Genomic DNA, 25649 nt, shown 5'->3' on the forward strand with positions numbered 1-25649 from the left:
TTATTTAAATAAATAGACATATATAGCAATAAAATTAACATTTCATATCCGTGAAATGTATATATATGTAATTATAACTGTACATGTTTTTTCAGCGTTAAGTCTATCTAATTGTTTTGATTACTTTTTTTTATTTTGCTGAACTTGCCTGTAAATTAAACGATATTTGCCGAGAAGAATTTTTTCACCTATCTATTTGTAATTAAAGTGTTTAATTTTAATTGTTATTAAAATGTAAAATTATTTACATAATTAGTAAACCCTATTTTTTCAAATTAATAAAAGCATTTTTGTAAGTGTTTTTTATGAAAATACATTTATTATCATGGCTTTGGTTTGTTTTTTGTGTTTTTGTTTTTTTACTGTACTTTACAATGATGATGATTAATTTGTGTAAAAATGTATTGAAATGTTAAAGGTATTGTCATTTTGTTGCAATTGCTGTTGACGATTCGAGTAATTCCCGTTTAATATCATATTTGATAGCTCGGTCATATGACTTGGCAAAAAGGTTAACGAGGCAAAATAGCCTTGAGTCTTTGAAAATACATAAACAAACAATAAACAACCAATCACTTAGGTGATCCAGGGAGTAAACATGTATAACAATAGTAAAGTAGCTAAAGCAATACGCTTAGCAATGATGTTTGGTGCGGCGGCAACTGCATCAATTTCAACTTCAGCATTTGCAGCCGAAGAAGGCGCAGAAGGTGTAGAAAAAATTCAAGTTACCGGTTCTCGTATCAAAAGAACAGAGATGGAAGCAACGTCTCCTATCGTTACTATTAGTGAAACGGTTATTGAAATTACTGGTGCCAACAACGTTGCAACCTTCATTAATGAACTACCTGCTGCAGGTGTTCCAGGTACAGCAGATACGTCATCAAACTTTAGAACCTCAACGACAGGTTTGAGTACCGTTGATTTACGAAATCTAGGAAGTAATAGGACATTAATTTTAGTTAATGGTCGTCGTCACATTGGTGGTTCAGCTGGTTCAAGTACAGTTGATGTATCTATGATTCCTGTTGATCTTGTTAAACGAGTTGAAGTTGTAACCGGGGGGGCTTCTGCCATTTATGGTTCTGAAGCTATTGCTGGTGTAATCAACTTTATCATGAAAGATGATTTTGAAGGCATAGAGCTTAATACTCGTGTTGGTGCTTCAGATGCAGGTGGAGGAGGTGAGCAAGACTTTTCAATTACTTTAGGTGGTAATTTTGACGGTGATAAAGGTAATGCAATTGTCTATGTAGGTTACAGTGATCGCGGTATATTAAAGTCTAGTGATAGAAAAATTTCAGCAAATGATGCAGCTAACTCCACTTATGGCGCTAAAGGTAACTTCGCAATTGGTGGTGGCATAATTACTCAAGATGATGATACAGGGTTATGGGATAAAGCGTTTGTTCGATCTGAAGATGGCTTTGACCGTAATGCTCAGCGTATTATTCGTGTCCCAACTGATCGTGTTCAATTTAATGCCAATTTTACTTATGATTTAAACGATAACTTTAACTTTTTCAGTGAAACAGCCTATAACCAGCTGAGTTCTTACTCTCAATCAGAGCCTACTGTTGTTGGTGAGAATATCAGTGTTGGTAATAGTATTGCAAATATTAGAGTGCCACTTGACAATCATTTTACGCCTGCTGAGTTGAGAGCTGCAGCTCTTGCTGCAGATCCTACTGCAACTGAACTAACTATGTATCGTCGTTTTGTTGAACTAGGACCACGAAGCAGTGATGTTGACAGAAAAGTATTTAGAACTGCATTTGGTGTTGAAGGTGCTATCTCAGATGAGTGGGATTACAGTACTTATTATCAATATGGTAGCTTTTCTCAAGCACAAACTAATGGTGGTGTATTTAATACTTTAAATTTCTATAACAGTTTACAAACTGAATTAGATGTTGATGGTAATGTGCAATGTGCGGATGATTTTTCTCGAGATTTAGGTTGTGTACCAGTTAATGTATTTGGTGCTGGTGCTGTTTCAGGGGACGCTTTAGATTGGGTATCTGTTGATAGCCAATTAACCTCTACTATGGAACAACATGTATTTGGAGCTTTAGTTTCAGGTGTAGTTGCAGAGTTACCTGCAGGTGAGTTGGGCATGGCCTTAGGTTATGAATATCGTAAAGAAGAGAGTCAGTTTAATTCAGATGCTTTAGCACAGTCAGGTTTGACTTCCGGTAATACTACACCTAACACTGTTGGTGAATTTGATGTTTCAGAGATGTTTGTCGAAGTAGTTGTACCTGTACTATCTGATTTACCTTTTGCTAAATATCTTGGTTTAGAGCTTGCTGCTCGATATTCAGATTATAGCACTATTGGTGGAGCATCTTCTTATAAAGTTGCTTTAGATTGGTCTCCATCTGATGATCTTAAAGTACGTGGTGGAGTGTCAACCGCTGTACGTGCACCAAATATCGATGAACTTTTTAACCCTGGTAGTGAGACTTTCCGAAGTTTCACTGACCCTTGTGCCTTAGGTGGGCAAGGTGGCAATTCTTCAAGTCCTGAGGGAGGAAGTTATGAACCACAGAGCGCTACTGTACAAGCTAATTGTGCTCAAATTGCAGGCTCTGCAACGCTTGATCCAATTGCTACGGGCATTTTAAGTGCTGGTGGTTTGGATGCAGGTAATCCTAACTTAAAAGAGGAAAAGTCGACTTCAACAACTGCTGGTTTTGTTTATTCACCATCTCAAGTTGAAGGTTTAAACTTTACAGTCGATTACTACAAAATTACTATTGAAGATGCTATTTCAACGTTTGATGCCCAAACTACTATTGATCAGTGTGTTCGCCAACCAGACTATCCTAATAATCCTTTCTGTGACTTAATTGAACGTGATCCAACGACAGGTTTGGTTTTACGTATGAATGCTTTAGCAATTAATGCCGCTGATTATGAAGTATCTGGAGTTGACTTTACTGCTGATTACTTATTTGAATTACCTGCGGGTGAGTTAAGATTAAACTTACTTGGTACCTACAGCTTAACCAATGACTACGTACCTTTTGTAGGTGGTGAAGTAGTAGATAGTCAAGGAGAAATTGGTGTACCCGATTTGAAAGCTAATTTAAGCGCTACTTATACTATTGATGACGTATTATTAAGTTATACTCTTAGATATATAGACGGTGTTAATGTAGAGAATGATCAAGTTGAGACATTTGGTACTATCAGTTCATATACTTACCATAATTTACATGCTCGTTATAACTTTGGTGATCATTATCAGCTATATGTTGGTATTGATAACCTATTTGATAAAACGCCACCACTGTTAGGTCAAGGTGTTCCAGGTGATGTAACTGGTACTAATACAGCAGCTGATGTATATGATGTAATGGGTCGTTATTACTATGCTGGACTTAAAATCAACTTCTAAGCTCTTAATTAATATTTAAAATTAAAAAACTGGCCCTTTGGCTATAATGCCGTTCATCTATATGAGCGGCATTTTTTTTCTCCTGTGAAGCATGTAATCGGATAGACTGTAATAAATTATAGGAAGTTAGGTGTTGACAATATATTTATTATGAGAATTGTTCAGAATCTGCATTTTTCACCCCTGGCTCAGTAGCTCAGTTAGGTTTAGGTGCGGATGACCCTGTTGAAGGTACTGCTGGTAGCTTTAATGTTGATGAAGTTTATTTAGAGCTAGCTATACCTTTATTAGCTGATGTAGCTTTTGCTGAAAGTGTAGAGCTAAGCGCGGCGATGCGTTATTTTGACTATAATACCTTTGGTGATGATACAACTTGGAAATTAGGTCTAACTTGGAAAGTTAATGACCAAGTAATGTTACGTGGTGTTGCCTCGACAGCATTTCGCGCGCCAACTGTTGATGAATTATTTGGCGGTACAGGCGTATCGTTTGATGATGTTAAACATCCATCAACCAGTCAAGGGCAAGCACTGGTAACTGTTGGTAGTAATCCTGATTTAGGTCCAGAAGAAGCTGATACTTTTACCGCGGGGGTTGTTTATGAGCCTGAAGCGATTGAAGGTTTATCGTTAACGCTTGACTATTATGATATTTCATTAACTAATGCGATTGAAAAAATTGATTCAAACTTTGTCGCAGCTACTTGTCTAAGCCCTTCAGGAAGCGCTCAAAATGGTGATTTAGCTTTGTGTCAAAAGGCAAATATCTCTCTTGAAGCCGGTCAAATTAAATTTACTAACTTAATTGATAACGTCGGTGAAGTGAACACCTCAGGTATTGATTTTAATATTGCTTATAAATTTGAACTGGCTGGTCTTGATATTTCTACAAGCTTAGATACTTCATTCTTGAGTGAATTTGAGAGAGAAGCTGCTGGGCAATTAGTTGATTACAAAGGTAAAATAACAGGTAGTTTAGGTTCTTATGCTGAAATTAAATCTAATTTAAATATCTCAGTCAGAGCAGATAATTGGTCAGCAACTTATCAAGCCCGCTATATTGATGGTATGGATGATATATCTTGTGAGGCAGGCGAGTGTCTCGCACCAAGTGTACCTTCTGTAACATACAGTGATATTTCAGGTTCATATTATGTAACAGATAATGTTACGTTATCTGGTGGTATCAATAACCTATTTGATAAACAAGCACCATATTACTCTAACTACAATGATTCAAATACCGACCCATATACTTATGATGTTATAGGTCGTTATGGTTATGTTAAAGTTAAAGTGATTTTCTAATATATATATCAGGTAAATAATATAAGTTATTAGAACGTTTAAAAAGCCTACATATTGTAGGCTTTTTTGTAACTAATATTAACAAGCACATAACTTAATAGCTTAAAAAGAGTGCTGATAGAGTTGTTATTGAACAGATTTATCAAAAAAAATTGACATACTACGAAGATGTTAGTAAAACTATATTCTGCAAAATTTTTGTCCCTCAGGTTATTGACTTAACTTGAGCAATTTTGTTAGCAAAACGTTACAATTTTAAGTTAATCAGTTAATAAATGTTAAAAATATAATGCAGTGTATTTTAATGTCTCGCCTTGACAGCCTTGCTGTCATTTGGGAATATGAATTCGAGTTATATATAAAAAGCTACATTAATATTAAAACATTTAAAAACAAAAACGACAGACTTTTATATTTGCGGTAACAAAATTTTTGTTATCAAAATTAAAAATAGCAATGGTTGGGAACTATGTCCAAAGTAAGTAAGAAAAGCCTCATCGCCACGGCGATAGTTGGCGTACTAGCATTATCTGGTAGCAATATAGCTGCAGCTGATGCATTAACAGAACTTCAAAAAGCTGAAGCTAAAATCTTCAAACAATCAGCTAAATCACAAGCGAAAATCAATAGTATTTATGAGCAAACACAAGATCTTCTTGCTGAGTACCGTAATACCGTTGATGAAGCAGACGTACTACGTGGTTATAACGACCATGTTCAGCGTATGGTTGATGATCAAAAAGCTAATATTGTGTCTTTGCAAAAGCAAATAGATAGCATTGATGAGTTTAAACAAGGTGTTGTACCATTAATGTACAAAATGATAGACACTCTTGAAACATTCATTAACTTAGATGTACCAATGAACATTGAACGTCGTAAAGCGCGTGTTGCTAATTTACGTGATGTAATGGACGACTCTAATGTTACTACATCAGAACAGTTCCGTTTAGTACTTGAAGCTTATGAAATTGAAGCTGGCTACGGGACGATTTTTGATGCCTACCAAGGCGAAATTGATTTAGGCGACCGAACATTAACGGCTGATTTTGTTCATATGGGTCGTGTTGCCTTTGTTGCTCAATCACTTGATGCTAAGCATTCTTGGTTGTGGAACAATGATACACGTGCATGGGAAGAGCTAGGTGAAGAGTATTTAAAACCTATTACCGATGCTATTCGTATGGCGCGTAAACAACTACCAGCAGACTTAACTAAATTACCAGTATTTGCAGCAGGAGCAAAATAATGAAAAAACTTATTAATTTTGTACTGCTAACAGCGTCTTTGACGACAGGTTTTGTAGCAACTACACAAGCAAACCAATTAGATGATTTACTCAAGCAAGTAAAAGCTGATCGTGTATCTGAAGCTAAACTAGATAAAAAACGTGAAGCAGAGTTCTTATCTGACCGTGCTGATAAAACGGCATTGTTAAATACCGCTAAAAAAGAGTTAGCTAATCAAAATGCTCGTAATGACCGTTTAACCAAAGAATATGCGGCTAATGAAATTACACTAGCGCAAAAAGAAGTTGAACTAAGCACGGCTACCGGTACTTTAGGTGAAATGTTTGGTGTTTCACGTGCAGCAGCAGCTAATGCTTACGGTCAAATTACCTCTTCAATTGTTAGTGCTGAATTTCCTAACCGTGGTGAAACGCTTAACCGTATTGCTAACGCTAAAGAAATCCCAAGCATTGCTGATCTTGAAGAATTATGGTTTGCACTACAAACTGAAATGACTGAGTCAGGTAAAGTTTCACAGTTTACTGTTAATGTGACTAACTTAGACGGTACAGCTTCTTCAGAATTAATCACGCGTATTGGTACTTTTAACCTAGTTTCAGCTAAAGGTTACTTAACCTACAACGATGAAGTTGATCAAGTTCAGCCGCTACCTAAGCAACCAGCAGGTTATATCACTAATACTGCCTCAGGTTTCTTTGGACTTAATGCTGGTTACAGCGCGGTTTATATTGATCCTTCACGTGGTGCTATATTATCGTTAGAAACACGTAAGAAAACGCTTGAGCAGTTCTTCCATGAAGGTAAAGAAGTTGGTTATGCTATTACCGTATTATTTATCATTGGTTGTCTTATTGCCCTTGAACGTTTAATTGTTCTAGGTGGTATGAGCTCTAAAATTAAAGCGCAAGAGAAAAACCTTGATAAGCCAAATGAAAATAACCCACTGGGTCGTTTACTGAAGGTTTACTATGATAACCAATCAGTTGATGCTGAAACGTTAGAGCTTAAACTTGATGAAGCCATTTTACGTGAAACGCCAAAAGTTGATCGTGGTGTTAACTTAATCAAAATGTTTGCTGCTATTGCGCCGCTAATGGGTCTATTAGGTACCGTTATCGGTATGATCATGACTTTCCAAACTATTATGTTATTTGGTACTGGCGACCCGAAAATTATGGCGGGTAATATTTCACTTGCCCTTGTTACCACAGCATTAGGTTTAATTTGTGCATTACCACTTATCTTAATCCACTCAATTGTTGCGGGTAAGAGTAAGTCGGTATTACAAAAATTAGACGAGCAAAGTGCTGGTTTAATCGCTGCTATTGCAGAGAAGGGGTCTAAATAATGTTATTCCTGATAGAGCTTTGGGAATCTGTCAGGGGTTTTATTGCGACAGGTGGTAACGTACTTTATGTTGTTGCCTTCGCACTCTTATTGATGTGGATAATGATGATAGAGCGTTATTGGTTCTTGACATCTACCTACCCAGCTATGAGAGATGATATCATCGCTCGTTGGGATGCACGCCAAGACACTACGTCTTGGTATGCACATCGAATTAGAGAGACTTGGATCTCCGAAGCAGACGAGTTACTTGAAAAGCATATGATAACCATTAGAACCTTAGTGGCAATGTGTCCTCTTATCGGCTTACTGGGAACAGTAACAGGTATGATCGGCGTATTTGAAGTTATGGCTCAGCAAGGTACTGGTAATCCGCGTCTAATGGCCGCAGGTATATCGCAAGCAACTATTCCGACTATGGCCGGTATGGTAGCAGCATTATCCGGTGTGTTCTTTAGTTCAAGATTAGACGCTAAAGTTAAACTAGCAAAGGCTAAACTGGTTGACAGTTTACCTCATCACTAGAGAGATATTTTCATGGCACGTAAACGTATTCGTGAAGACGAAGAAGCAGTAATTGATATGACACCGATGCTTGACATCGTTTTTATCATGCTGATCTTCTTTATCGTAACCACTTCTTTTGTAAAAGAAGCTGGTATTGAAGTAAATAAACCTAAGGCGGCTAATCAAACTAAGCAAAAAAATGCCAATATCTTTATTGCAATTAAAGATAACGGTGAAATTTGGTTAGATAAAGGTCGAGTTGATATTGAGCGTGTTGGTGCAAGGATTGAAAAACTACTTGCTGAGCAACCTACCGATGTTGTCATTATTCAAGCTGACAAAGATGCCAAACACGGCGTTGTTGTTAAAGTGATGGATGCAATTAAAGAGGCTGGTATAGATCGAATTTCTATCGCGGCTGCGAAGGGGTAAGATATGGTTCGCTTTTTAGTATCAATACTACTAGGCGCTGTAGTTACCTTTGGCTTATTTTCTTTTATGGCTTTTCTTGTTTCTAGCGGTGATAGAAACAAGGAAGACCAACAAGAAAATATTATCGTAGAAGTTAATACTACGCCGCCAAAGTCTGCAGCAGAACAGCGTCGACGTGTACCGCCGCCGCCGCCGCCGCCGCCAAAAACGCCGCCTAAACAGCAAACACCGGAGCCTGAAGCCAGTAATAATACTGCAGGTTTAAACTTCAATATGCCTGGTATTAAAATGGCAGGTGCTTCAACAGGATTAAGTGCACCAGGCGCAGGACTGGGACGTGATGGCGATGCGACACCTATTGTTCGTATAGAGCCTAAATATCCTATTCAAGCCGCTCGAGATGGTAAGGAAGGCTATGTTATTCTTTCCTTTACTATTAACGAGATTGGTGGTGTTGAAGATGTTGACGTCATTGAAGCTGATCCGAGACGTGTGTTTGATAAAGAAGCTAAACGCGCGCTTAGAAAGTGGAAATACAAGCCTAAAGTTGTGGATGGTAAAGCCATGAGACAACCCGGTTTAACCGTTCAGCTTGACTTCAAAATGGGAGGAGATTAGATGTTTAGTAAAGTAATGTTTAAAAAAGTATCAACTTCTCTTGTTGTCGTTGCTTCACTACTTGTCGCCCAAGCACCTTTTGCTAATTATGCTGAAGCTGCAGGTGCCGATAAAGTAGAAAAGAAAAAGCGTCCTACGCAGTTAATTGGCCCGCGTGTTGGTAAGAAAGTACAGAAAGCTTTTGAGCTTTATAGTGCTGATGATATCAAAGGTGCGCTTGCTATTTTGCTTGAGATTGACGCTTCAAAAGACTATGACAAAGCTTATGTTAATCGTATGGTTGCGGTTATGTATGCTACGTTAGGAGATAATGAACAACTCACTATTGATTATCTTAAAAAAGCGGTAGAGCCGGATATACTCAATGAAGTTGATCATGGTGAATCTTTAAAGTTGTTGGGTGACATGCAAATGCAAACCAAAGACTTTGAAGGTGCACTAAAAACTTACTACGCTTGGATGGATTTTACCGGCGAAAGTGATGGTCAAACTTATATTAAAATTGCGAATGCCTATTACTCATTAAAGCAATTAGATAAAGTCATTGAGCCAGCTGATAAAGCGATTGCAGCGTTTGGCGATAAACCTAATCAAAACCCTTATATTTTAAAAGTTACGTCATATTATGAACGTAAAAAATATAAAGAAGCGGTTAAGGTTTTAGAAACGGTTATTCAACTCTTCCCTGAAAATAAACAGTGGTGGACACAATTACCAATGTTTTATTTATTAATTGAAGACTATGATAAAGCCGTTCAAACGCTAGATTTAGCTTATAAGTTAGGTCACTTGGATAAAGAAGGTCAAATTAAGACATTAGCAAGCTTATACTCTCAAAGTGCAACGCCTTATAAAGCAGCACTGTTATTAGAGAAATATATTGCTTCAGGTCTGGTTAAGCGTGATGATACAAATATCTCCAGTTTAGCTAATGCTTGGCATTCTGCACAACATATTGATAAAGCAGCAAGTTATTATGGTGAATTAGCCAAAATGACTAACAATGCTAAGCATTATAGTAAGCAAGGTATGTTGTTAAAACAAGATGAGCAGTTTGCAAATGCGATTGTTGCCTTAAATAAAGCTATTGAATTGGGTGTATCTAATGATGGCCGTCTTTATATGAGTATTGCAGAATCATACTTCTATCTTGAAGAGTACAAACAAGCATACACGGCAATTGAAAAAGCAATGAAAGACCCTAGTGTTCGTAAATCAGCTAAGGGTTGGAAAAACTTCATTGTTGATACAGCAAGAAGAAAAAACGTTACTATTTAATCTAGCTATCTTATTTTAAGTTAACTAAGTAACCTAATAATAACCAGCATGTCTGCTAAGGGCATTGCTGGTTTTTTATTGCGTATTATTTATTTCTTTGAAATTTTTATAATCACGTAAAGGTCTATGTTAAAGTGATATTAATAAACTTCAAACAAGCACATATAAAAGGAATAAATTATGAATATAATTAAAAAATCATCCGTTGTTATGGTGATGAGTTTACTCGCGTTAAGTTTTTTTATTAGTCACACTGTTAAAGCTGAATCTAATCCGTTTGCTACTGAAGAGGTAGCGACTATAGTTACCGATCATAAAGGCATGAAATGTGGTGAAGGCAAGTGCGGTGAAGGTAAAATGAAAGACGCCAAAAAAGCCAAATGTGGTGAAGGCAAGTGCGGCGAAGGTAAAATGAAAGACGCCAAAAAAGCTAAATGTGGTGAAGGCAAGTGCGGCGAAGGTAAAATGAAAGACGCCAAAAAAGCCAAATGTGGTGAAGGTAAGTGCGGCGAAGGTAAGATGAAAGACGCTAAAAAAGCCAAATGTGGTGAAGGCAAGTGCGGCGAAGGTAAGATGAAAGATAAAAGTCAAAAATGTGGTAGTTAATTAAATAGTCTCCCGATAATGTAGATATAAAAAAGCCAGTAATGGCTCAATAAGATGAAAATCCGATGTTAACTCAATATCGGATTTTTTTATGCCTGCAAATGATGACTTTGATTCACTTGCCGCTTTCGTACTAGGCATTTTGATATAGCTTAGGCACTACTATTGCCCGTCAGCTCTTAAATTACTGGGTATTAAGCTAATGCTTTTTTTAGACGTTTAATGGTGTGATTTTAGCTATGCTATAAAGTATTTTAATAACATTTATGTTAGCTACTTGCCTTAGCGTGTATAATGAATGCATTGTACTAATGTATTGGATATTACCGTGAATAATAATGATGTTTTGCGCAAATTGCGTTACACCTTCAATTTTAATGATAAAAAAATGGTCGCTATTTTTGCTTCAGTAGGCGAAGAAGTAACACGTGAGCAAGTTAGTCAGTGGTTGAAAAAAGATAGTGATAGTGACTTTGTCGCTTTATTAGATATAAAGTTAGCGGCTTTTTTAAATGGCTTTATTAATGAGAGGCGTGGTAAAAAACCCGGTGCCAACCCAGTACCGGAAAAGCGATTATCCAATAATATTATTTTGACTAAACTTAAAATAGCGTTGAATCTTCAAGCAGAGCAGATTATTGCACTATTAGAAGAAGTCAATTTTAGACTCAGTAAGCCTGAGTTAAGCGCTTTTTCTCGCCGCATTGATCATCAGCATTATCGTGAATGTAAAGATCAGGTGTTACGTAATTTATTACATGCTATTGATAATAAATATCACGTTGAAAGAACCAGTAAAATCGTTAAACCTTTAAAGCCTGATACGGCTACTCGTACTGAACATTCAAAACCCGATCATAATCAAAAAAACTACACTAAGAAAAAAGTTGATAAAGCAACGCCAACATCACCATGGGTAGAAGGCGCTAGACCTAACGCAAGTAATGTTTATGTTAACCCTAAAAGCACGACTAACCCTAAGCGTCAAAAACTTAAACTGTCGAAGTAATTAGCCTATATACCGTGAGTTATCGATACTCACTTTTAGTTACGTTAGCGCTGTAATAATACTTAATTGTACTCCCCCCCTATATACTCAAATAGTTATAGGGTAAAATCTGCGTCAAATAAGCTCTTATGGTTAAAAATGTATATGAATATATTAGTTGTTGATGATAATAAAGCGGTTCAAGAAAGATTGGCAGCGCTCATTATTTCACAAGGACACAATGTAGACTTAGCTATTAACGGCTTAGACGCATTAGGAAAAGCGCAACAAGGAAACTACCAACTATTTGTAATCGATCATTTAATGCCGTTGATGAATGGTGTTCAGCTGACTAAAAACCTTAAGGCTGATGAGTCATCTTCATTAGTGCCAGTGATTTTTATGACGACACAAGGTAAGCGTACGCTTAAAGACATAGCTGAGTATAGTCTATTTGATAAGGTGATTGATAAACCTATTAATGAAGCGGATTTTATTACGCTTTTATCTGAAGTAATCAAGGCTTATCCAGCCAATTCTGCCACTGAAGTACTCGAAGCTAATAAATAATAGTGCGACCATTATTCGGCTTTAACAACGCTAAATAATGCCAGCTAATATTATTGTTAAGGTAACTTTAGCGCTATAAAAGTTACCTTAATTGCTTTATGCTTTACTTATCTCTTTATTAAAAATAATAGGAAATCACTTGACGATTTTCTGAACCAATACCATGAATAATACACAACAACAGCAACTAATTGATGCCATACATACCGTGCCAGATTACCCGGTTAAAGGTATTATGTTTCGTGATGTCACCAGCTTATTAGAAAATGCGCAAGCATTTGCTTTAACGATAGAGTTATTGACTCAAACTTATCAAAATAAAGGTTTTACCAAAATAGTTGGTACTGAAGCTCGCGGCTTTCTTTTTGGTGCTCCGTTAGCATTAGCGTTAAATATTGGCTTTGTACCGGTGAGAAAACCAGGCAAGTTACCGCGCGCCACATACGCACAAGCTTATCAGCTAGAGTATGGCGAAGATGTATTAGAAATCCATCAAAATGCGTTAACATCGGATGATAAAGTACTTATTATTGATGATTTATTAGCCACTGGCGGCACTATTGAAGCCACAACTAAATTAATCCGTCGTTTAGGTGCCCAAGTACAAGATGCAGGTTTTGTTATCTCCTTACCTGACTTAGGTGGTGAACAACGCTTAACGAAGCTAAATATTACTCCTTATTCATTGATACAATATCAAGGTGAATAAATAAATGAAAGCGCATAACTTTTCAAAAATTAAAAGTGGTTGGCTATGAGCTATCAAGTTTTAGCAAGAAAATGGCGTCCAAAAAATTTCCAACAACTGATGGGGCAAGAGCATGTCGTTAATGTACTTGCTAATGCTTTATCTCAACAGCGTTTACACCATGCTTACCTTTTTACCGGGACGCGCGGCGTAGGCAAAACCACTATTGCGCGAATTTTTGCTAAAAGTTTAAATTGTCAGTTAGGTATTACAGATAAACCGTGCGGAAAATGTGATGCCTGTATTGATATTGATCAAGGGCGTTTTGTTGACCTGTTAGAAATAGATGCAGCTTCTAAAACGAAAGTCGATGATACTCGTGAAATTCTAGATAATGTGCAATATGCGCCTAGTCGAGGGAGATTTAAAGTTTACTTGATAGATGAGGTGCATATGCTCTCTCGTCACAGTTTTAATGCTTTACTGAAAACGCTTGAAGAGCCACCAGAGCATGTTAAATTTATTTTAGCGACCACTGATCCGCAAAAACTGCCGATTACCGTCTTATCACGCTGTTTGCAATTTCATTTAAAAGCTTTAACGGTTAACCAAATTGAAGATAAGCTTGCTGAAATATTATCTCAAGAGCAGGTGAGTCATGAGCCAGGTTGTCTTACGTTATTAGCCAAAGCTGCTCGTGGCAGTATGCGCGATTCATTAAGTTTAACCGATCAAGCAATTGCTCAAGGTCAAGGTAATATTAGTTTGGCTAACATCCAACAAATGTTGGGTGGTATTGATCAAAACTGGGTTTATCAACTGCTTATTGCGTTACTAAAGCAAGACAGCCAAGAGCTAATGGCGCTTTCACAAGAAATAGCAGGCTATGCGCCAAGCTATAGCCGCTTATTTGCGGAATTAATTCAACTCTTTCATCAAATAGCATTGCTACAGATAGTTGACCAACATTTTGATCTACCTGCTGATTTACTGGTATTACTGAAAAAATTTAGTCAGGCAATGTCACCTGAAGATGTGCAGCTTTATTATCAAATAAGCTTAAATGGCCGAAAAGATTTACCTTATGCTTTTGATGAGCAAGCGGCTTTTGATATGACGTTATTGCGATTATTAGCATTTAAACCTATGCAAAAGTCAGCACTTACTGACGTGCCTAGTATTGATAATGAAAGCAGCATGGCTGATTTAGATGTTGTTGATAGCACTGACAAAAATACACAGCTCAACAATATTGATATAAGTAACGCTAACTCGCCGAAACCTACAGTAGCTTCATCTAATATAGATACGAGAGCTGAGCCGAGAGTAGAGCAGAATGAAGAGCCCGTATTTGAAAAAACCAGGGTAGAAAAGCTAGATAACGTTGAAGCTGAATATGCTCCTGAAACGCAAGTAGATATGGCTAGTGATTATTTTCATAGAATTGAAAACGATGCTAATACCACGCTAAAAGTTGATGAAACAGAAGCGAATATACAGTCGTTAAATGAGTTAAATCAGTTAAATGAATTAAATGAGCAAATGCTGGCTATTGAACAGCAAGCCACAGAGTTTAACGATAATACCTTTGAGCAGTACACGTCGGGAGCAACACAGGCTTATCAACAGCCAGCTGAAGAGAGTGCTATTCCTGCAGAGCAAGTATTACCTTCAACTATTCAAACACCGTCAGATAACAGACCCGCTAGCCTCTCAAATGAGCAAGCAGGGCAATTGAGTATTGATAGTCCGGTAGGCTCAGTATTAGCAACACGTAATATGTTACGCAGTCGAAAAAAAGCATTGGAGAAGCAAACAAAAAAGTCCAGTGACGCAACGCTGCGTCAACCTAACAATGGTGACAGCACTAACATTGATACGAGCGTTAAGCTATCGAGAGAGACGCAATCAATAACAGTAGAGCCTTTAGTTATAGCACCTGAGCCAGACGTTGTGTTTCATCAAGACAATATTGACCCGACAAAAATAACTAAAGCGAATCAAGTGGATAAATGGGCGCATATGATCGATTCAATGCAGCTTACCGCACGTGTGAGGCAATTAGCGATTAATGCTACCATTAGCGAAAATTCTACCGACGATAACCTGATCCTTAAACTCAATCAGGCGACGAAGCATTTAAATACTGACTTTGCTCAACAGCAACTACAAAGCTATATTTGTGAGTACTTATCCAGAAAAGTCACTGTTACTCTCGATATTGTTGAAGAGACTGTTGCCGACCCTTACCAAATTCAAGTACAAATAAATGATAAGCGACTTGAGTATGCTAAAGGTTTAATAAAAGAAGATGACTTTGTTCAGGCTTTGCAAAATGTTTTTCAAGCGCAGTTAAGTGAAGAGAGTATATCGCCACGGTAATCTTAATGTCTTGTCTGTGCCGCTATTATATTGGCTCTATAATAAGTCTAAATAGAGTAAAATTATTTCATTTACGTTCAAAACCTGAAGTGTTTCAGGTAAAATAGTTACATCAATAATTAGTTAACTTAGCAAAACCGGAGAATATCATGATGAAAGGTGGAATGGGCAATTTAATGAAACAAGCCCAACAAATGCAAGCTAAAATGGCTAAAGCGCAGGAAGAATTAGCGCATATGGAAGTGGTTGGCGAAGCCGGAGCTGGTATGGTTAAAGTAACCATGACAGGCAGCCATAGTGTTCGCCGTGTTGAGCTTGATGAAAGCTTAATGTCTGATGATAAAGATATGATTGAAGACTTACTTGCTGCTGCGGTAAATGATGCGGTACGTCGTGTTGAAGAGCAAAATAAAGAAAAAATGGGCGCACTAACTGGCGGTATGCAATTACCACCAGGGATGAAAATGCCTTTTTAGTGTTGATATTGAGTCTATGTTTGCTAGAAAATAGCGCATAGTAAGTGTCTGATAAAAAGCTCAATATTTTCTTGAGCTTTTTTATTGCTTTATTGCTTTATTGCTATCGTTATATCACTCGTTTTATGATTTATCTTATTACTACTTAATCCCTTAAAAATAGACACTATTTATGAAATTTAGTCCTTTAGTGCAAGAGTTAATTGATTCACTTAAGTGTTTACCTGGCGTTGGTGCTAAATCAGCACAACGTATGGCTTTTCAGTTGCTTGAACGTAATCGACGTGGTGGCAGTAAACTCGCGAGTACATTGGCTAAAGCGATGACAGATATTGGCCATTGCCAACAATGTCGTAATTTTACCGAAGAAGTGTTATGTGAAATTTGCCAATCGCCAAAACGAAAAATTGCCACTACCTTGTGTATTGTTGAAACGCCAGGTGACGTTATTGCCATTGAGCAAACAGGAGAGTTTGCTGGTCGCTACTTTGTTTTAATGGGCCATTTATCACCGATTGATGGTATAGGACCCGATGATTTAGGTTTAGATATTTTAGCGAAGCAATTTGCTACCGGACAATTTAGCGAAGTTATTTTAGCAACCAACCCAACGGTGGAAGGTGAAGCTACGGCTCACTTTATTGCTGAACTTGCTCAACAGTATCATGTTAATATCTCTAGGATTGCTCATGGTGTCCCTGTAGGTGGAGAACTAGAGTATGTTGACGGTAATACCTTGTCTCATGCTTTTTCAGGACGAAAAAACTATTTTATTTAGTTAACTGTTATCCTAAACTTAACTAAGAAATTTTGATACATAGTGAATAATTACTGTAATACGACCAAAAGTTAGTATAGTAACGTTGAATAAGCCTGTAGTGGATTATGTCGTTGATCAAAATCAACCGCCTGTCAATTTAACCTTAAAACCAGCTTTCTCTAACACTTGTTGTATTACTTCTCGTTTATCACCCTGAACTTCTATGGTTTCATCAACCACGGAACCACCACTACCACAGGTTTTTTTTAGCTTTTTAGCTAACTCTTTAAGCGCTTTATTATCCAGCCCTAAACCACTGATAACAACAACGCCTTTACCTTTTCGCCCTTTGGTTTCACGTCTTACTTTAGCAAAACCATCGCTAGGAGTAACCGTTTTTTCTTGTTGCTGGTTAATTCGACCACTGTCCGTTGAGTAAACGAGAGAATCATCACTGGTTGCGGATGTGCTAGGAACAGCTGTATCGGGATCAACTGGTGCTTTACCAAATGCGCTGGCTAAATCACGTAAACTAGATAAGTTATTCTTCATAAAACACCTATTACTATTAATTACTGTTTATTGCGTATCATTTCATTACTAATGTTACAGTTAATATAAAAAACGCAAAAAAAAACCATGTTAATGGGTAAATTTAATTACTCATTAATACGGTTTTTATTATAACAATATTAGATTAAGTCTAACACTGTTGTTAGACTTAACTTATCGCTAGTTTATAGTTTACTTTCTAATTCAGGTAACGCGTCAAATAAATCAGCAACAATACCGTAATCAGCGACTTGGAAGATAGGTGCTTCAGGGTCTTTATTAATAGCAACAATAACTTTTGAATCTTTCATACCGGCTAAATGCTGAATCGCACCACTAATGCCTACCGCAATGTATAAGTCAGGAGCAACAATTTTACCTGTTTGACCCACTTGCATATCGTTAGGAACAAAGCCAGCATCAACAGCCGCGCGAGATGCACCAATGGCAGCGCCTAGCTTATCAGCAATACCATCTAGCAATTTAAAGTTATCGCCATTTTGCATACCACGACCACCAGAAATAACCACACTCGCAGCGCCTAAATCAGGACGCTCAGATACGGTTAATTCATCACTTACATGGCTTGATATACCCGCATCAGTAACAATATCTAAGTTAATTATCTCAGCGTTGCCATCACTAGCAACCGCATCAAAACCAGTGGTACGTACTGTAATCACTTTCTTGCTATCTAGGCTTTGCACTGTCGCAATAGCATTACCGGCATAAATAGGTCGTACAAAAGTATCGCTACTTTCAACGTCAATGATGTCAGAGATTTGAGCAACATCTAATAGCGCCGCTACTCTAGGCATAAAGTTTTTGCCAGTAGTAAGTGCTGTGGCAAAAATATGCTCATAATCGCTAGCTACTTCAGTAACCAATAGACTGATATTTTCAGCTAATTGATGTTCGTAAGCTGCATTATCACAAGCTAGTACTTTACCTACACCATTTACTTTTGCTGCCGCTTCAACAACAGCCTGACAATTAAAACCAGCAACGAGTAAGGTAATATCACTACCTACCTTTTGAGCTGCTGCTACAGTTTTTAGCGTTTCAGCTTTTAATGAGTTGTTGTCGTGTTCAGCAATTACTAAAATACTCATGAGATCACCTTGGCTTCATTTTTTAATTTTTCAACTAATTCATCAATACTTTCTACCACTATACCGGCTTGGCGTTCTGCCGGTGGTGTCACTTTTAATAACTTAGTACGCGCGCTTAAATCAATACCAAAATCTGCTGCTGCTTTAACGTCTAATGGCTTGCGTTTAGCTTTCATTATATTTGGTAATGAAGCGTAACGCGGTTCATTTAAGCGTAAGTCAGTGGTTACAATGGCAGGTAAATTAAGTGCAAGTGTTTGTAAACCGCCATCAATTTCACGGGTAACATTGACTTTATCGCCTTCAACTTTAACTACTGAGGCGAAGGTACCTTGTGGCATACCTGTTAGTGCTGCTAGCATTTGACCTGTTTGGTTGTTATCGCTGTCAATAGATTGTTTACCTAAAATAACAAGCTGAGGTTGTTCTTCTTCAACAACTTTCTGTAATAACTTGGCTATATTTAGTGCATCTAAGTTTTCATTAGTGTCAATTTGTATAGCGCGATCCGCACCTAAAGCTAATGCCGTACGTAATTGCTCTTGGCAAGACTTATCACCAATAGAAATAGCAATGACTTCTGTCGCGATACCGGCTTCTTTTAAACGAACAGCCTCTTCAACAGCAATTTCACAAAAAGGATTAATAGCCATTTTTGTATTGGCAAGATCTACATTCGAATGATCGGGTTTTACTCGAACTTTGACGTTATAGTCAATAACTCGTTTTATCGGAACTAGTACTTTCATCGTAGCCTCTGAAAAGGTATGTTAATTTACAAAATATAGTTAAAAGATACCTGTGGCTTACGTCAGCGTCAACGTAATCTTGATGGAAACTTTTAAACTAAGATACAATTTAAAAAAATGCTTATAACAGTGTATTGCTTGGACATCTGTTGTAGGATACTATCAAACACTTGTTTGAATATCAAACGTACGTTTGAAATTTAGTATAGACTTTTAAAATACAAATTAAAATACAAATTAAAATACAAATATAATAACACTGGGAGAGCTTATGGAACGCGAATCAATGGAATTTGACGTAGTCATTGTTGGAGCAGGGCCTGCAGGCCTATCAACGGCTTGTCGACTAATGCAGCTAGCACAAGAGAAAGAGCAAGAGTTAATGGTTTGTGTTGTTGAGAAAGGCTCTGAGGTTGGCGCACACATTCTTTCCGGTGCTGTGTTTGAACCAAGGTCTTTAAATGAATTATTTCCAGACTGGCAAGCGCGTAATGCGCCGTTAAATACTCAAGTAACTGGTGATGATATTTACTTACTGAATAATGAAGATTCAGGTGTTAAATTACCTCACTTTGCTGTTCCAAAAACAATGCATAATGACGGTAACTATATTGTCAGTATGGGTAACGTTTGTCGTTGGTTAGCTGAACAAGCTGAGCAACTAGGCGTTGAAATATTCCCTGGTTTCCCTGCGCAAAGTATTATTTATAATGATGATGGCAGTGTAGGTGGCGTTATTACTGGCGATATGGGGCTTGATGCCGACGGCAAAGAAAAAGATTCTTTTATGCCTGGTATGGAGTTGCGTGCAAAATACACCGTGTTTGCTGAAGGTTGTCGAGGGCATTTAGGTAAAGAGTTAATTGAAAAATTTAAGCTCGATGAACAAAGTTCACCACAGCACTATGGTTTAGGCTTTAAAGAAATTTGGGATATTGATCCTGAAAAACACCAACCTGGTTTGGTCGTGCATACTGCCGGTTGGCCACTAGATAAAAAAACTAATGGTGGTGGATATCTTTATCATGCAGAAAATAACCAAGTGTTTGTCGGTTTAATTATTGATTTAAGTTATAGCAACCCACACTTAAGTCCTTTTGATGAGTTCCAACGTTATAAGCATCATCCTAAGATTAGTCAGTACCTCGAGGGCGGTAAGCGTGTTTCTTATGGTGCGCGCGCTATGGCTAAAGGCGGTTTTAATTCGTTACCTAAAATGACTATGCCAGGCGCATTGTTGGTTGGTTGTGATGCCGGTACCATTAATTTTGCAAAAATCAAAGGTAATCACACGGCGATGAAATCAGGTATGCTTGCCGCTGAAGCGATTGCTCAAGCATTAATTAGTGATGAGAGTGGTAGTGAAGGTATTGCACCAGAAGGTAAACAAGATTTAACGCAGTTTACCCAATTGTATAAAGACTCTTGGTTATATGAAGAATTATACGGTACACGTAACTTTGGCCCGGCTATGCATAAGTTTGGGACATTATTAGGTGGCGTTTATAATACCGTTGATCAAAACTTTTTTGCCGGTAAATTACCCTTTAACTTTAAAGATGATAGCCTAGATTACGCGCAGTTAAAACCAGCGGCTGATATGCCGGTTATTAATTATAACAAACCAGATAATAAATTGAGCTTTGATAAGCTTTCTTCTGTGTTCTTGTCAAATACTAACCATGAAGAAGAGCAGCCTTGTCATTTAAAACTTAAAGATGCTGGTATCCCTATTACGGTAAATTTACCTCTTTATAATGAGCCAGCTCAGCGTTATTGCCCAGCTGGAGTTTATGAAGTAGAAAAAACAGAGCAGGGAGATAAGTTTGTTATTAATGCGCAAAACTGTATTCACTGTAAAACCTGTGATATTAAAGACCCAAGCCAAAACATTACCTGGGTAACACCAGAAGGTACCGGCGGGCCAAACTACCCTAATATGTAATTTATGTTTACGCTATAAATACCTTATAAAGAAACTTAACTAAGCCCAAGATGTTTTATCAATATCTTGGGCTTTTTATTGTTGGTTCTTGCAAAAATAATTGTTGGCCACTCATTAGGCTAAGTTTAACTTAACTTAGCCTAATTCGATGTGTCGATAAGGTTATAGGGTTTTAACGCAGGTATAGCTAAGTGTAGTTTTGTTTCAAGGGTATCTAAGCGGGTAAGCTCTTGACAAAAACTTGCTGTTTTTTTGTCTAATGCTTTAGCGCGTTGCGCTACTTGTAATTCTAAACCATTACTCATGGTGTTTAAGCGTTTGTCATAAGTGGTTATACGCATTTCACCACCGTATTCAGTAATGCTGTCGTCAGCTAATATTGATTCACCTACGGCTTTTAATATTGTGCTGACAGAGGTTGATATCATGGCTTCAATCTCTTGCTCAAACTCACCAGTAAACAATTCATCAAAACCATTTAAATCTTGTGGGGCAAGGTAATAATTATTGGCACTTTGGTTAAAGCGTGCACGCATACGCCATTGTAGTTCATCAAATCTTGCTTGTACTTTTTGTTGTGAGGCGCTATTTTCGCCCGTTAAGCCAGCAACTACTTCGTTAACCGCTTTTAAACCTATTTCAACACCTTCTATAGCGATAGAGACTACTTCAGGTATTTGCTGACGAATACCCATGGTAAATTCACTTAGCAACTGTTGCTGTGAACTCGATAAAAAGACTTCTCTACCTTGAATAAAGAGTTGTTTGGTATGATTAATTTGTACTTGGGTTCTGCCCTTATCAACAATGCGAATGTGTTTAGGGCCTATAATTACGCCATAATTAAGATTAATAGAGCATTGCTGTGCATATACTTGTTGGCAAAAAAGTATCAGTATTGGTGTTAATAGTGCGACGTTAAGGCGTTTTTTTTGCGTGATAGCCATTATTGTTAGGTGTTCACTATTGGATCAATAAAGATTTTTCTATCACGGTAACTCATTCTACTTGGACCATATTCACGACGGGTTCTATCATGAAAATCACCGACAATTAACTCAACGCCATGATACATTTTTTCAGTGGCTTCAATATAAACACTGCTCATATATTCTTGTAAATCGCTTTCAAGGAGGGCTTTTTCATTCAGTGCTTGCCCCATTTGATTCGCCTGATATTGATAGCTAGCTACTACTTTGGCTAATAAATCCGGTTTGGCTTTGTCTTGTGGTAATTTTTTTAGTGTGTTGATTGCGTTTTTTAATTCGTTGGTTTTATCTGAATCTACTTTGATTAATTCTTCAATTTGATGAATGTCATCTTTAAGTTTAAGTATTTTAGGTTCAAAATTAATAAACGTATTACTACCAGCAGTCGCACCAATAATACCAGCATGAACCGAGGTTCCTGCCTTGATATAACCGCCAATAAGTTTTCCGTTAGCTTGTTCGCTTTTACCTATCCAAAGTCGACCATCGATATTTAAAATACTGTGTAATAGTTGATTTTCGATGTGCACATCTCGACCACACTGTATCTGAGCATATTGACCGTATTTTGCATAAATACTACCTTTTGCGCTAATATTTACACTCATAATAACCTCGGTAATATGCGTTGATTCAATATCGTGCTTTCGGCCAATAATACCACCAGAAACGGTAATGTCACCTCCTGCTTCAAGCGTTGCTGATTCAACGAAGCCGCCTATGGTAATGTCTCCTGAAGCTATTACCTTCATCCCTTCATTCACATCACCGTCAATAATGACACTGCCAGTAAAGTTGATATTACCGGTAGCGACAGTGACATTTTTTATTTTGTAAATCTCATCAACTTCCATGCCGTTATTAATGAGTTTGGGTAAACCTACTTTTTTAGAAATTAAGATGTTAGTATTTTTAGGGCTAATGTCAGTACCTTCACCGGCGATAAGTTCAATGTCATTACCTGGTTCTGGTAAAAGTGGGGTAGCACTTACTGTGTAGCCTTCTATACCTTGAGTGAGAGGGATTTTTTGTGCAATAGGTTGACCTATTTTCACACAGATAATATCACCTAAATCGCGCATATCAACACTGCCGTCTTCTTGTCTTTTAGGTTTTAATATTCTTGCTTGTGCACTTTCTACTAAGGGTTTAATGCGAGCATCTTTACCGTTAATCGCTACTTTACCACGGGCAATTTGCATATCAACTGTGCTATTAGGGGCTTTTTGTGCGGCAAGCTGTGCTAGTTCAATTAAGTGCTCTTTACTAAAACCTTTTTTTACACCAGCTTCTTTAGCTGCGTCTAAAATATCTTTTGCTGATAGGTGTTTACCGCCTTGAGCGCAGGTGATTTGTGCAATAGCACTCATTTGATCAGCTTCAATAGTTATTTTAATACTTGCATCTACACGTTCGAGTATTTGATAGCGAATCGTTCTACCTGTTTGCCCATCTTGTAAGGGGGTTAACACCTCACCTAATTCCGCAAGGGCATTATTTATATTACTGTTATCAATGTAGAGTTTTCTAAATTCAGATTCGTCAATCAAGGCTTTAACACTTAAAGCAGATAGGGGTTCACCACCTTTAATTGGCTCTAATACTAAATCGACATTGTCTTTATTATTACAGAGTAAATATGCTTTGGTCATGGTGGTGGCTCTCCTTAACCATTGTATTGCTGAGAAAAGTAATGGTTAGGTACTTTCTTATTTAAAATTGATAGTTAGGTAAAGTAAATGAGCTTACATATAGTGATTTTGATGTATTTTAATAAAACTAGTGGTGCCTTTTTTAGAGTAATCTATTTTATACTCAATACCATCAAGAGCTTGGACAAAAAGTAAGGTTTTTTCTTCACCGAATAATTCAGAAGATGAAATATTCACAATGTCTTGATAAGCTTTTTTGGCGATTGATCGTTTTGTTGGAATTTCCCCTTTGTAAATACCAATGCCTCTATGGCTAATGATAATAACGGGGTTATCACCATTAATGATAAGTAAGTCAAATTTTTTTATTTTGTGAATAACGGTGTTACGGCCACTAGTTATAAAGTTTTTTTCTATCAAAATAAGCTCCTGAAAGTAATCAGCTGTTTCTTTAAGTTATTACTATTAATATATAAATTTTTACTTAACTAAGCAATAAATAAGCAAAAACTAAGTTGTTATCCGTTATTTGCTTATCTTATTATACTCGATAAATGATTGATTATCTTGCGGACTCTTATTTGTCGCTATCTCTTGGTCGTAAAAGCGTTGTCTATTATATAATTTGGTATGCTGGTTATGTTTTTTTGATAACGACGCAGTAAGTCTAGACCTATTTCGGCGACAAATTGTTGAAAGTGATTTCTTTTGTAGGGGATGAGTAAACACTGCGTTTTAATGTCATTTATGCCGCCCCAAGCTAGCCACACAGTGCCGACAGGTTTATCTTCAGTACCACCGCTAGGTCCAGCAACACCTGATACGGCAATAGCTATATCGGCGTGAGACTTCAAAAGTGCGCCTTTTGCCATCGCAATAACGACCTCTTCACTGACCGCTCCTTTTTGTGTCAATAGATCAGCCGATACATTAAGCATCGCAGTTTTCATGTTGTTACTGTAGGTAACAAAACCGGCTTCAAAACAGTTAGAAGAGCCGCTAATCTCGGTTAATTTACTGGCAATCAAGCCGCCAGTACAGGACTCTGCCGTAGTGACTTTGATATTGTCTTGCTGCAATTGGTTAATAAGGTGTTGAGCTAGCGAATAAGGTTTTTCGTTGATTTCGGCAATCAAATGATGCCCAAGTGCATCGGCTAGTTTCTTTTGCCACAGCGGCTTAAGCGCTAAACCTCGTTCACTATTAATACTTAGCTTTACTTCAAGTAATGGCTTGCCAGCACGAAAACCTAAGTCAATGTCTGCTGGCCACTGTGCGAGTTTTTCATCAACCATTTTTTGTAAGCTTGATTCACCTAAACCAAATACTTGTAAACGGGTGATGTCAGCAATTAAATTTTTAGGTGATTTCTTTGAAATAGCTGGGATTATTTGCTCTTGCAACATGACTTTTAATTCATGAGGGACGCCTGGCGTGCAGTAAATATCACAGTCTTTATAACGCACCGAAAAGCCAACTGCGCTACCACTTCGGTTGGCGATAATGCGACAACTGCTAGGTAATATAGTTTGTTTCAAGTTTGGGCCATTGAGCGCATTGCCGCGTTGCTTACACCAAGCCGTTAAGTGAGCAAGCGCTTCAGGATGCTCGCTTAGCTCTTCGTCCATAGCAAGTGCTAGTGCTTGAGCGGTTAAGTCATCAACAGTGGGCCCTAAACCGCCATTGATAATTAAGATATCACTGGTACTTGCCATGTAAGTGATTTCACTGACTAACAGCGCTAAATCATCAGCGACAGTTACCTTGCGCATAATACCCAGTCCGATATCTTTCAACACTTGCGCCATCATTGCAGAGTTGCTGTCAACGATATCTCCTGTCATTAATTCATTACCAGTTAATAATAACTGTACTTTAGGGGTTAACATTACTTTGTGTCCTTTGGAAGTTATTAGCAAATGGATAACAGCACAAAATTTATGAAATATAGAATAACTTTTGCTTGTTCTAAGCTCGCTAATACGGCTCTGAGTTGGGAATAAATTTAATAGAGTTGCTATTAATTGTCGACAAATTT

24 protein-coding genes are annotated in these 25649 nt (G+C 37.5%); 16 read left to right on the forward strand and 8 right to left on the reverse strand.

Annotation, left to right across the window (positions count from 1 at the left end; genetic code table 11):
- Positions 1–598 precede the first annotated feature (598 nt).
- The 9 genes from FCS21_RS03255 (at position 599) to FCS21_RS03295 (ending at position 10748) form a co-directional block, all read left to right on the forward strand.
- On the forward strand, positions 599–3403 hold the full coding sequence (locus FCS21_RS03255) for a TonB-dependent receptor plug domain-containing protein (protein ID WP_138620572.1): 2805 nt from the start codon (positions 599–601) through the stop codon (positions 3401–3403).
- Between the two features lie 143 nt (positions 3404–3546).
- A complete protein-coding gene (locus FCS21_RS03260; RefSeq protein ID WP_138620573.1) occupies positions 3547–4710 on the forward strand; it encodes a TonB-dependent receptor domain-containing protein in 1164 nt (387 codons plus the stop codon).
- 469 nt (positions 4711–5179) lie between these two features.
- Complete coding sequence (locus FCS21_RS03265; RefSeq protein ID WP_138620574.1) at positions 5180–5959, forward strand: DUF3450 domain-containing protein; 780 nt, start codon at positions 5180–5182, stop codon at positions 5957–5959.
- A complete protein-coding gene (locus tag FCS21_RS03270; protein WP_138620575.1) occupies positions 5959–7308 on the forward strand; it encodes a MotA/TolQ/ExbB proton channel family protein in 1350 nt (449 codons plus the stop codon). Before FCS21_RS03265 ends, FCS21_RS03270 begins: the two co-directional genes overlap by 1 nt.
- On the forward strand, positions 7308–7832 hold the full coding sequence (locus FCS21_RS03275) for a MotA/TolQ/ExbB proton channel family protein (RefSeq protein WP_138620576.1): 525 nt from the start codon (positions 7308–7310) through the stop codon (positions 7830–7832). Before FCS21_RS03270 ends, FCS21_RS03275 begins: the two co-directional genes overlap by 1 nt.
- Before the next feature lie 12 nt (positions 7833–7844).
- Positions 7845–8246, forward strand: a complete 402-nt coding sequence (locus FCS21_RS03280) for an ExbD/TolR family protein (protein WP_138620577.1) — start codon at positions 7845–7847, stop codon at positions 8244–8246.
- Between the two features lie 3 nt (positions 8247–8249).
- A complete protein-coding gene (locus FCS21_RS03285; protein WP_138620578.1) occupies positions 8250–8864 on the forward strand; it encodes an energy transducer TonB in 615 nt (204 codons plus the stop codon).
- Entirely contained in the window at positions 8865–10142 is a 1278-nt protein-coding gene (locus tag FCS21_RS03290) for a tetratricopeptide repeat protein (protein WP_138620579.1), read from the forward strand.
- Positions 10143–10322: 180 nt separating this feature from the next.
- Positions 10323–10748, forward strand: coding sequence for an HvfA family oxazolone/thioamide-modified RiPP metallophore (locus FCS21_RS03295; RefSeq protein WP_138620580.1), 426 nt, complete (start codon positions 10323–10325; stop codon positions 10746–10748).
- Here FCS21_RS03295 and FCS21_RS16745 read toward each other — a convergent pair whose 3' ends face one another.
- Positions 10749–10889, reverse strand: coding sequence for a hypothetical protein (locus tag FCS21_RS16745; RefSeq protein WP_171035620.1), 141 nt, complete (start codon positions 10887–10889; stop codon positions 10749–10751).
- A gap of 187 nt (positions 10890–11076) precedes the next feature.
- Between FCS21_RS16745 and FCS21_RS17125 the strand changes: the two genes are divergently transcribed.
- The 6 genes from FCS21_RS17125 (at position 11077) to recR (ending at position 16630) form a co-directional block, all read left to right on the forward strand.
- Positions 11077–11757, forward strand: a complete 681-nt coding sequence (locus tag FCS21_RS17125; protein ID WP_138620581.1) for a YehS family protein — start codon at positions 11077–11079, stop codon at positions 11755–11757.
- A gap of 144 nt (positions 11758–11901) precedes the next feature.
- Positions 11902–12306, forward strand: coding sequence for a response regulator (locus tag FCS21_RS03305; protein WP_138620582.1), 405 nt, complete (start codon positions 11902–11904; stop codon positions 12304–12306).
- Positions 12307–12469: 163 nt separating this feature from the next.
- A complete protein-coding gene (apt, locus tag FCS21_RS03310) occupies positions 12470–13015 on the forward strand; it encodes an adenine phosphoribosyltransferase (protein ID WP_138620583.1) in 546 nt (181 codons plus the stop codon).
- A 45-nt stretch (positions 13016–13060) separates the two neighbouring features.
- A complete protein-coding gene (gene dnaX / locus FCS21_RS03315; protein ID WP_138620584.1) occupies positions 13061–15376 on the forward strand; it encodes a DNA polymerase III subunit gamma/tau in 2316 nt (771 codons plus the stop codon).
- A gap of 146 nt (positions 15377–15522) precedes the next feature.
- Entirely contained in the window at positions 15523–15852 is a 330-nt protein-coding gene (locus tag FCS21_RS03320; protein WP_171035630.1) for a YbaB/EbfC family nucleoid-associated protein, read from the forward strand.
- A gap of 172 nt (positions 15853–16024) precedes the next feature.
- Positions 16025–16630, forward strand: a complete 606-nt coding sequence (recR, locus tag FCS21_RS03325) for a recombination mediator RecR (protein WP_138620586.1) — start codon at positions 16025–16027, stop codon at positions 16628–16630.
- 123 nt (positions 16631–16753) lie between these two features.
- Here the strand turns inward: recR and FCS21_RS03330 are convergent, their stop codons facing one another.
- From FCS21_RS03330 to FCS21_RS03340, 3 genes are all read right to left on the reverse strand, one after another.
- A complete protein-coding gene (locus FCS21_RS03330) occupies positions 16754–17029 on the reverse strand; it encodes a translation initiation factor (protein WP_171035631.1) in 276 nt (91 codons plus the stop codon).
- A 320-nt stretch (positions 17030–17349) separates the two neighbouring features.
- Positions 17350–18276, reverse strand: coding sequence for an electron transfer flavoprotein subunit alpha/FixB family protein (locus tag FCS21_RS03335; protein ID WP_138620588.1), 927 nt, complete (start codon positions 18274–18276; stop codon positions 17350–17352).
- Positions 18273–19025 carry an electron transfer flavoprotein subunit beta/FixA family protein gene (locus FCS21_RS03340; protein ID WP_118056061.1) on the reverse strand — a complete coding sequence of 251 codons (753 nt, stop codon included), beginning with the start codon at positions 19023–19025 and terminating at the stop codon, positions 18273–18275. The genes FCS21_RS03335 and FCS21_RS03340 overlap by 4 nt, the downstream gene beginning before the upstream one ends.
- A 271-nt stretch (positions 19026–19296) precedes the next feature.
- Between FCS21_RS03340 and FCS21_RS03345 the strand changes: the two genes are divergently transcribed.
- Entirely contained in the window at positions 19297–20970 is a 1674-nt protein-coding gene (locus FCS21_RS03345) for an electron transfer flavoprotein-ubiquinone oxidoreductase (protein WP_138620589.1), read from the forward strand.
- Positions 20971–21110: 140 nt separating this feature from the next.
- Here FCS21_RS03345 and FCS21_RS03350 read toward each other — a convergent pair whose 3' ends face one another.
- From FCS21_RS03350 to FCS21_RS03365, 4 genes are all read right to left on the reverse strand, one after another.
- Positions 21111–21917, reverse strand: a complete 807-nt coding sequence (locus tag FCS21_RS03350) for a DUF2884 family protein (RefSeq protein WP_138620590.1) — start codon at positions 21915–21917, stop codon at positions 21111–21113.
- A 5-nt stretch (positions 21918–21922) separates the two neighbouring features.
- Positions 21923–23611, reverse strand: coding sequence for a flagellar assembly protein A (locus FCS21_RS03355; protein ID WP_138620591.1), 1689 nt, complete (start codon positions 23609–23611; stop codon positions 21923–21925).
- 93 nt (positions 23612–23704) lie between these two features.
- On the reverse strand, positions 23705–24031 hold the full coding sequence (locus FCS21_RS03360; protein ID WP_138620592.1) for a hypothetical protein: 327 nt from the start codon (positions 24029–24031) through the stop codon (positions 23705–23707).
- A gap of 167 nt (positions 24032–24198) precedes the next feature.
- Positions 24199–25500 (reverse strand): CinA family nicotinamide mononucleotide deamidase-related protein, encoded by a 1302-nt coding sequence (locus FCS21_RS03365; protein WP_138620593.1) that lies wholly within the window; start codon positions 25498–25500, stop codon positions 24199–24201.
- Between the last annotated feature and the right edge of the window lie 149 nt (positions 25501–25649).

Origin of the sequence: Colwellia ponticola (assembly GCF_005885605.1) — a bacterium.
In the GTDB taxonomy this organism is placed as follows: Bacteria; Pseudomonadota; Gammaproteobacteria; order Enterobacterales; family Alteromonadaceae; genus Colwellia; species Colwellia ponticola.

Bases quoted from the DNA above. Each gene is read 5' to 3' on its own strand.
- FCS21_RS03255 (WP_138620572.1), top strand. From the start codon at position 599: ATGTATAACAATAGTAAAGTAGCTAAAGCAATACGCTTAGCAATGATG.
- FCS21_RS03345 (WP_138620589.1), top strand. From the start codon at position 19,297: ATGGAACGCGAATCAATGGAATTTGACGTAGTCATTGTTGGAGCAGGG.
- recR (WP_138620586.1), top strand. From the start codon at position 16,025: ATGAAATTTAGTCCTTTAGTGCAAGAGTTAATTGATTCACTTAAGTGT.
- FCS21_RS03305 (WP_138620582.1), top strand. From the start codon at position 11,902: ATGAATATATTAGTTGTTGATGATAATAAAGCGGTTCAAGAAAGATTG.
- FCS21_RS16745 (WP_171035620.1), bottom strand. From the start codon at position 10,889: ATGCCTAGTACGAAAGCGGCAAGTGAATCAAAGTCATCATTTGCAGGC.
- FCS21_RS03355 (WP_138620591.1), bottom strand. From the start codon at position 23,611: ATGACCAAAGCATATTTACTCTGTAATAATAAAGACAATGTCGATTTA.
- dnaX (WP_138620584.1), top strand. From the start codon at position 13,061: ATGAGCTATCAAGTTTTAGCAAGAAAATGGCGTCCAAAAAATTTCCAA.
- FCS21_RS03265 (WP_138620574.1), top strand. From the start codon at position 5,180: ATGTCCAAAGTAAGTAAGAAAAGCCTCATCGCCACGGCGATAGTTGGC.
- FCS21_RS03290 (WP_138620579.1), top strand. From the start codon at position 8,865: ATGTTTAGTAAAGTAATGTTTAAAAAAGTATCAACTTCTCTTGTTGTC.
- FCS21_RS03285 (WP_138620578.1), top strand. From the start codon at position 8,250: ATGGTTCGCTTTTTAGTATCAATACTACTAGGCGCTGTAGTTACCTTT.
- FCS21_RS03280 (WP_138620577.1), top strand. From the start codon at position 7,845: ATGGCACGTAAACGTATTCGTGAAGACGAAGAAGCAGTAATTGATATG.
- FCS21_RS03340 (WP_118056061.1), bottom strand. From the start codon at position 19,025: ATGAAAGTACTAGTTCCGATAAAACGAGTTATTGACTATAACGTCAAA.
- FCS21_RS03275 (WP_138620576.1), top strand. From the start codon at position 7,308: ATGTTATTCCTGATAGAGCTTTGGGAATCTGTCAGGGGTTTTATTGCG.
- FCS21_RS03350 (WP_138620590.1), bottom strand. From the start codon at position 21,917: ATGGCTATCACGCAAAAAAAACGCCTTAACGTCGCACTATTAACACCA.
- FCS21_RS03295 (WP_138620580.1), top strand. From the start codon at position 10,323: ATGAATATAATTAAAAAATCATCCGTTGTTATGGTGATGAGTTTACTC.
- FCS21_RS03270 (WP_138620575.1), top strand. From the start codon at position 5,959: ATGAAAAAACTTATTAATTTTGTACTGCTAACAGCGTCTTTGACGACA.
- apt (WP_138620583.1), top strand. From the start codon at position 12,470: ATGAATAATACACAACAACAGCAACTAATTGATGCCATACATACCGTG.
- FCS21_RS03335 (WP_138620588.1), bottom strand. From the start codon at position 18,276: ATGAGTATTTTAGTAATTGCTGAACACGACAACAACTCATTAAAAGCT.
- FCS21_RS03365 (WP_138620593.1), bottom strand. From the start codon at position 25,500: ATGTTAACCCCTAAAGTACAGTTATTATTAACTGGTAATGAATTAATG.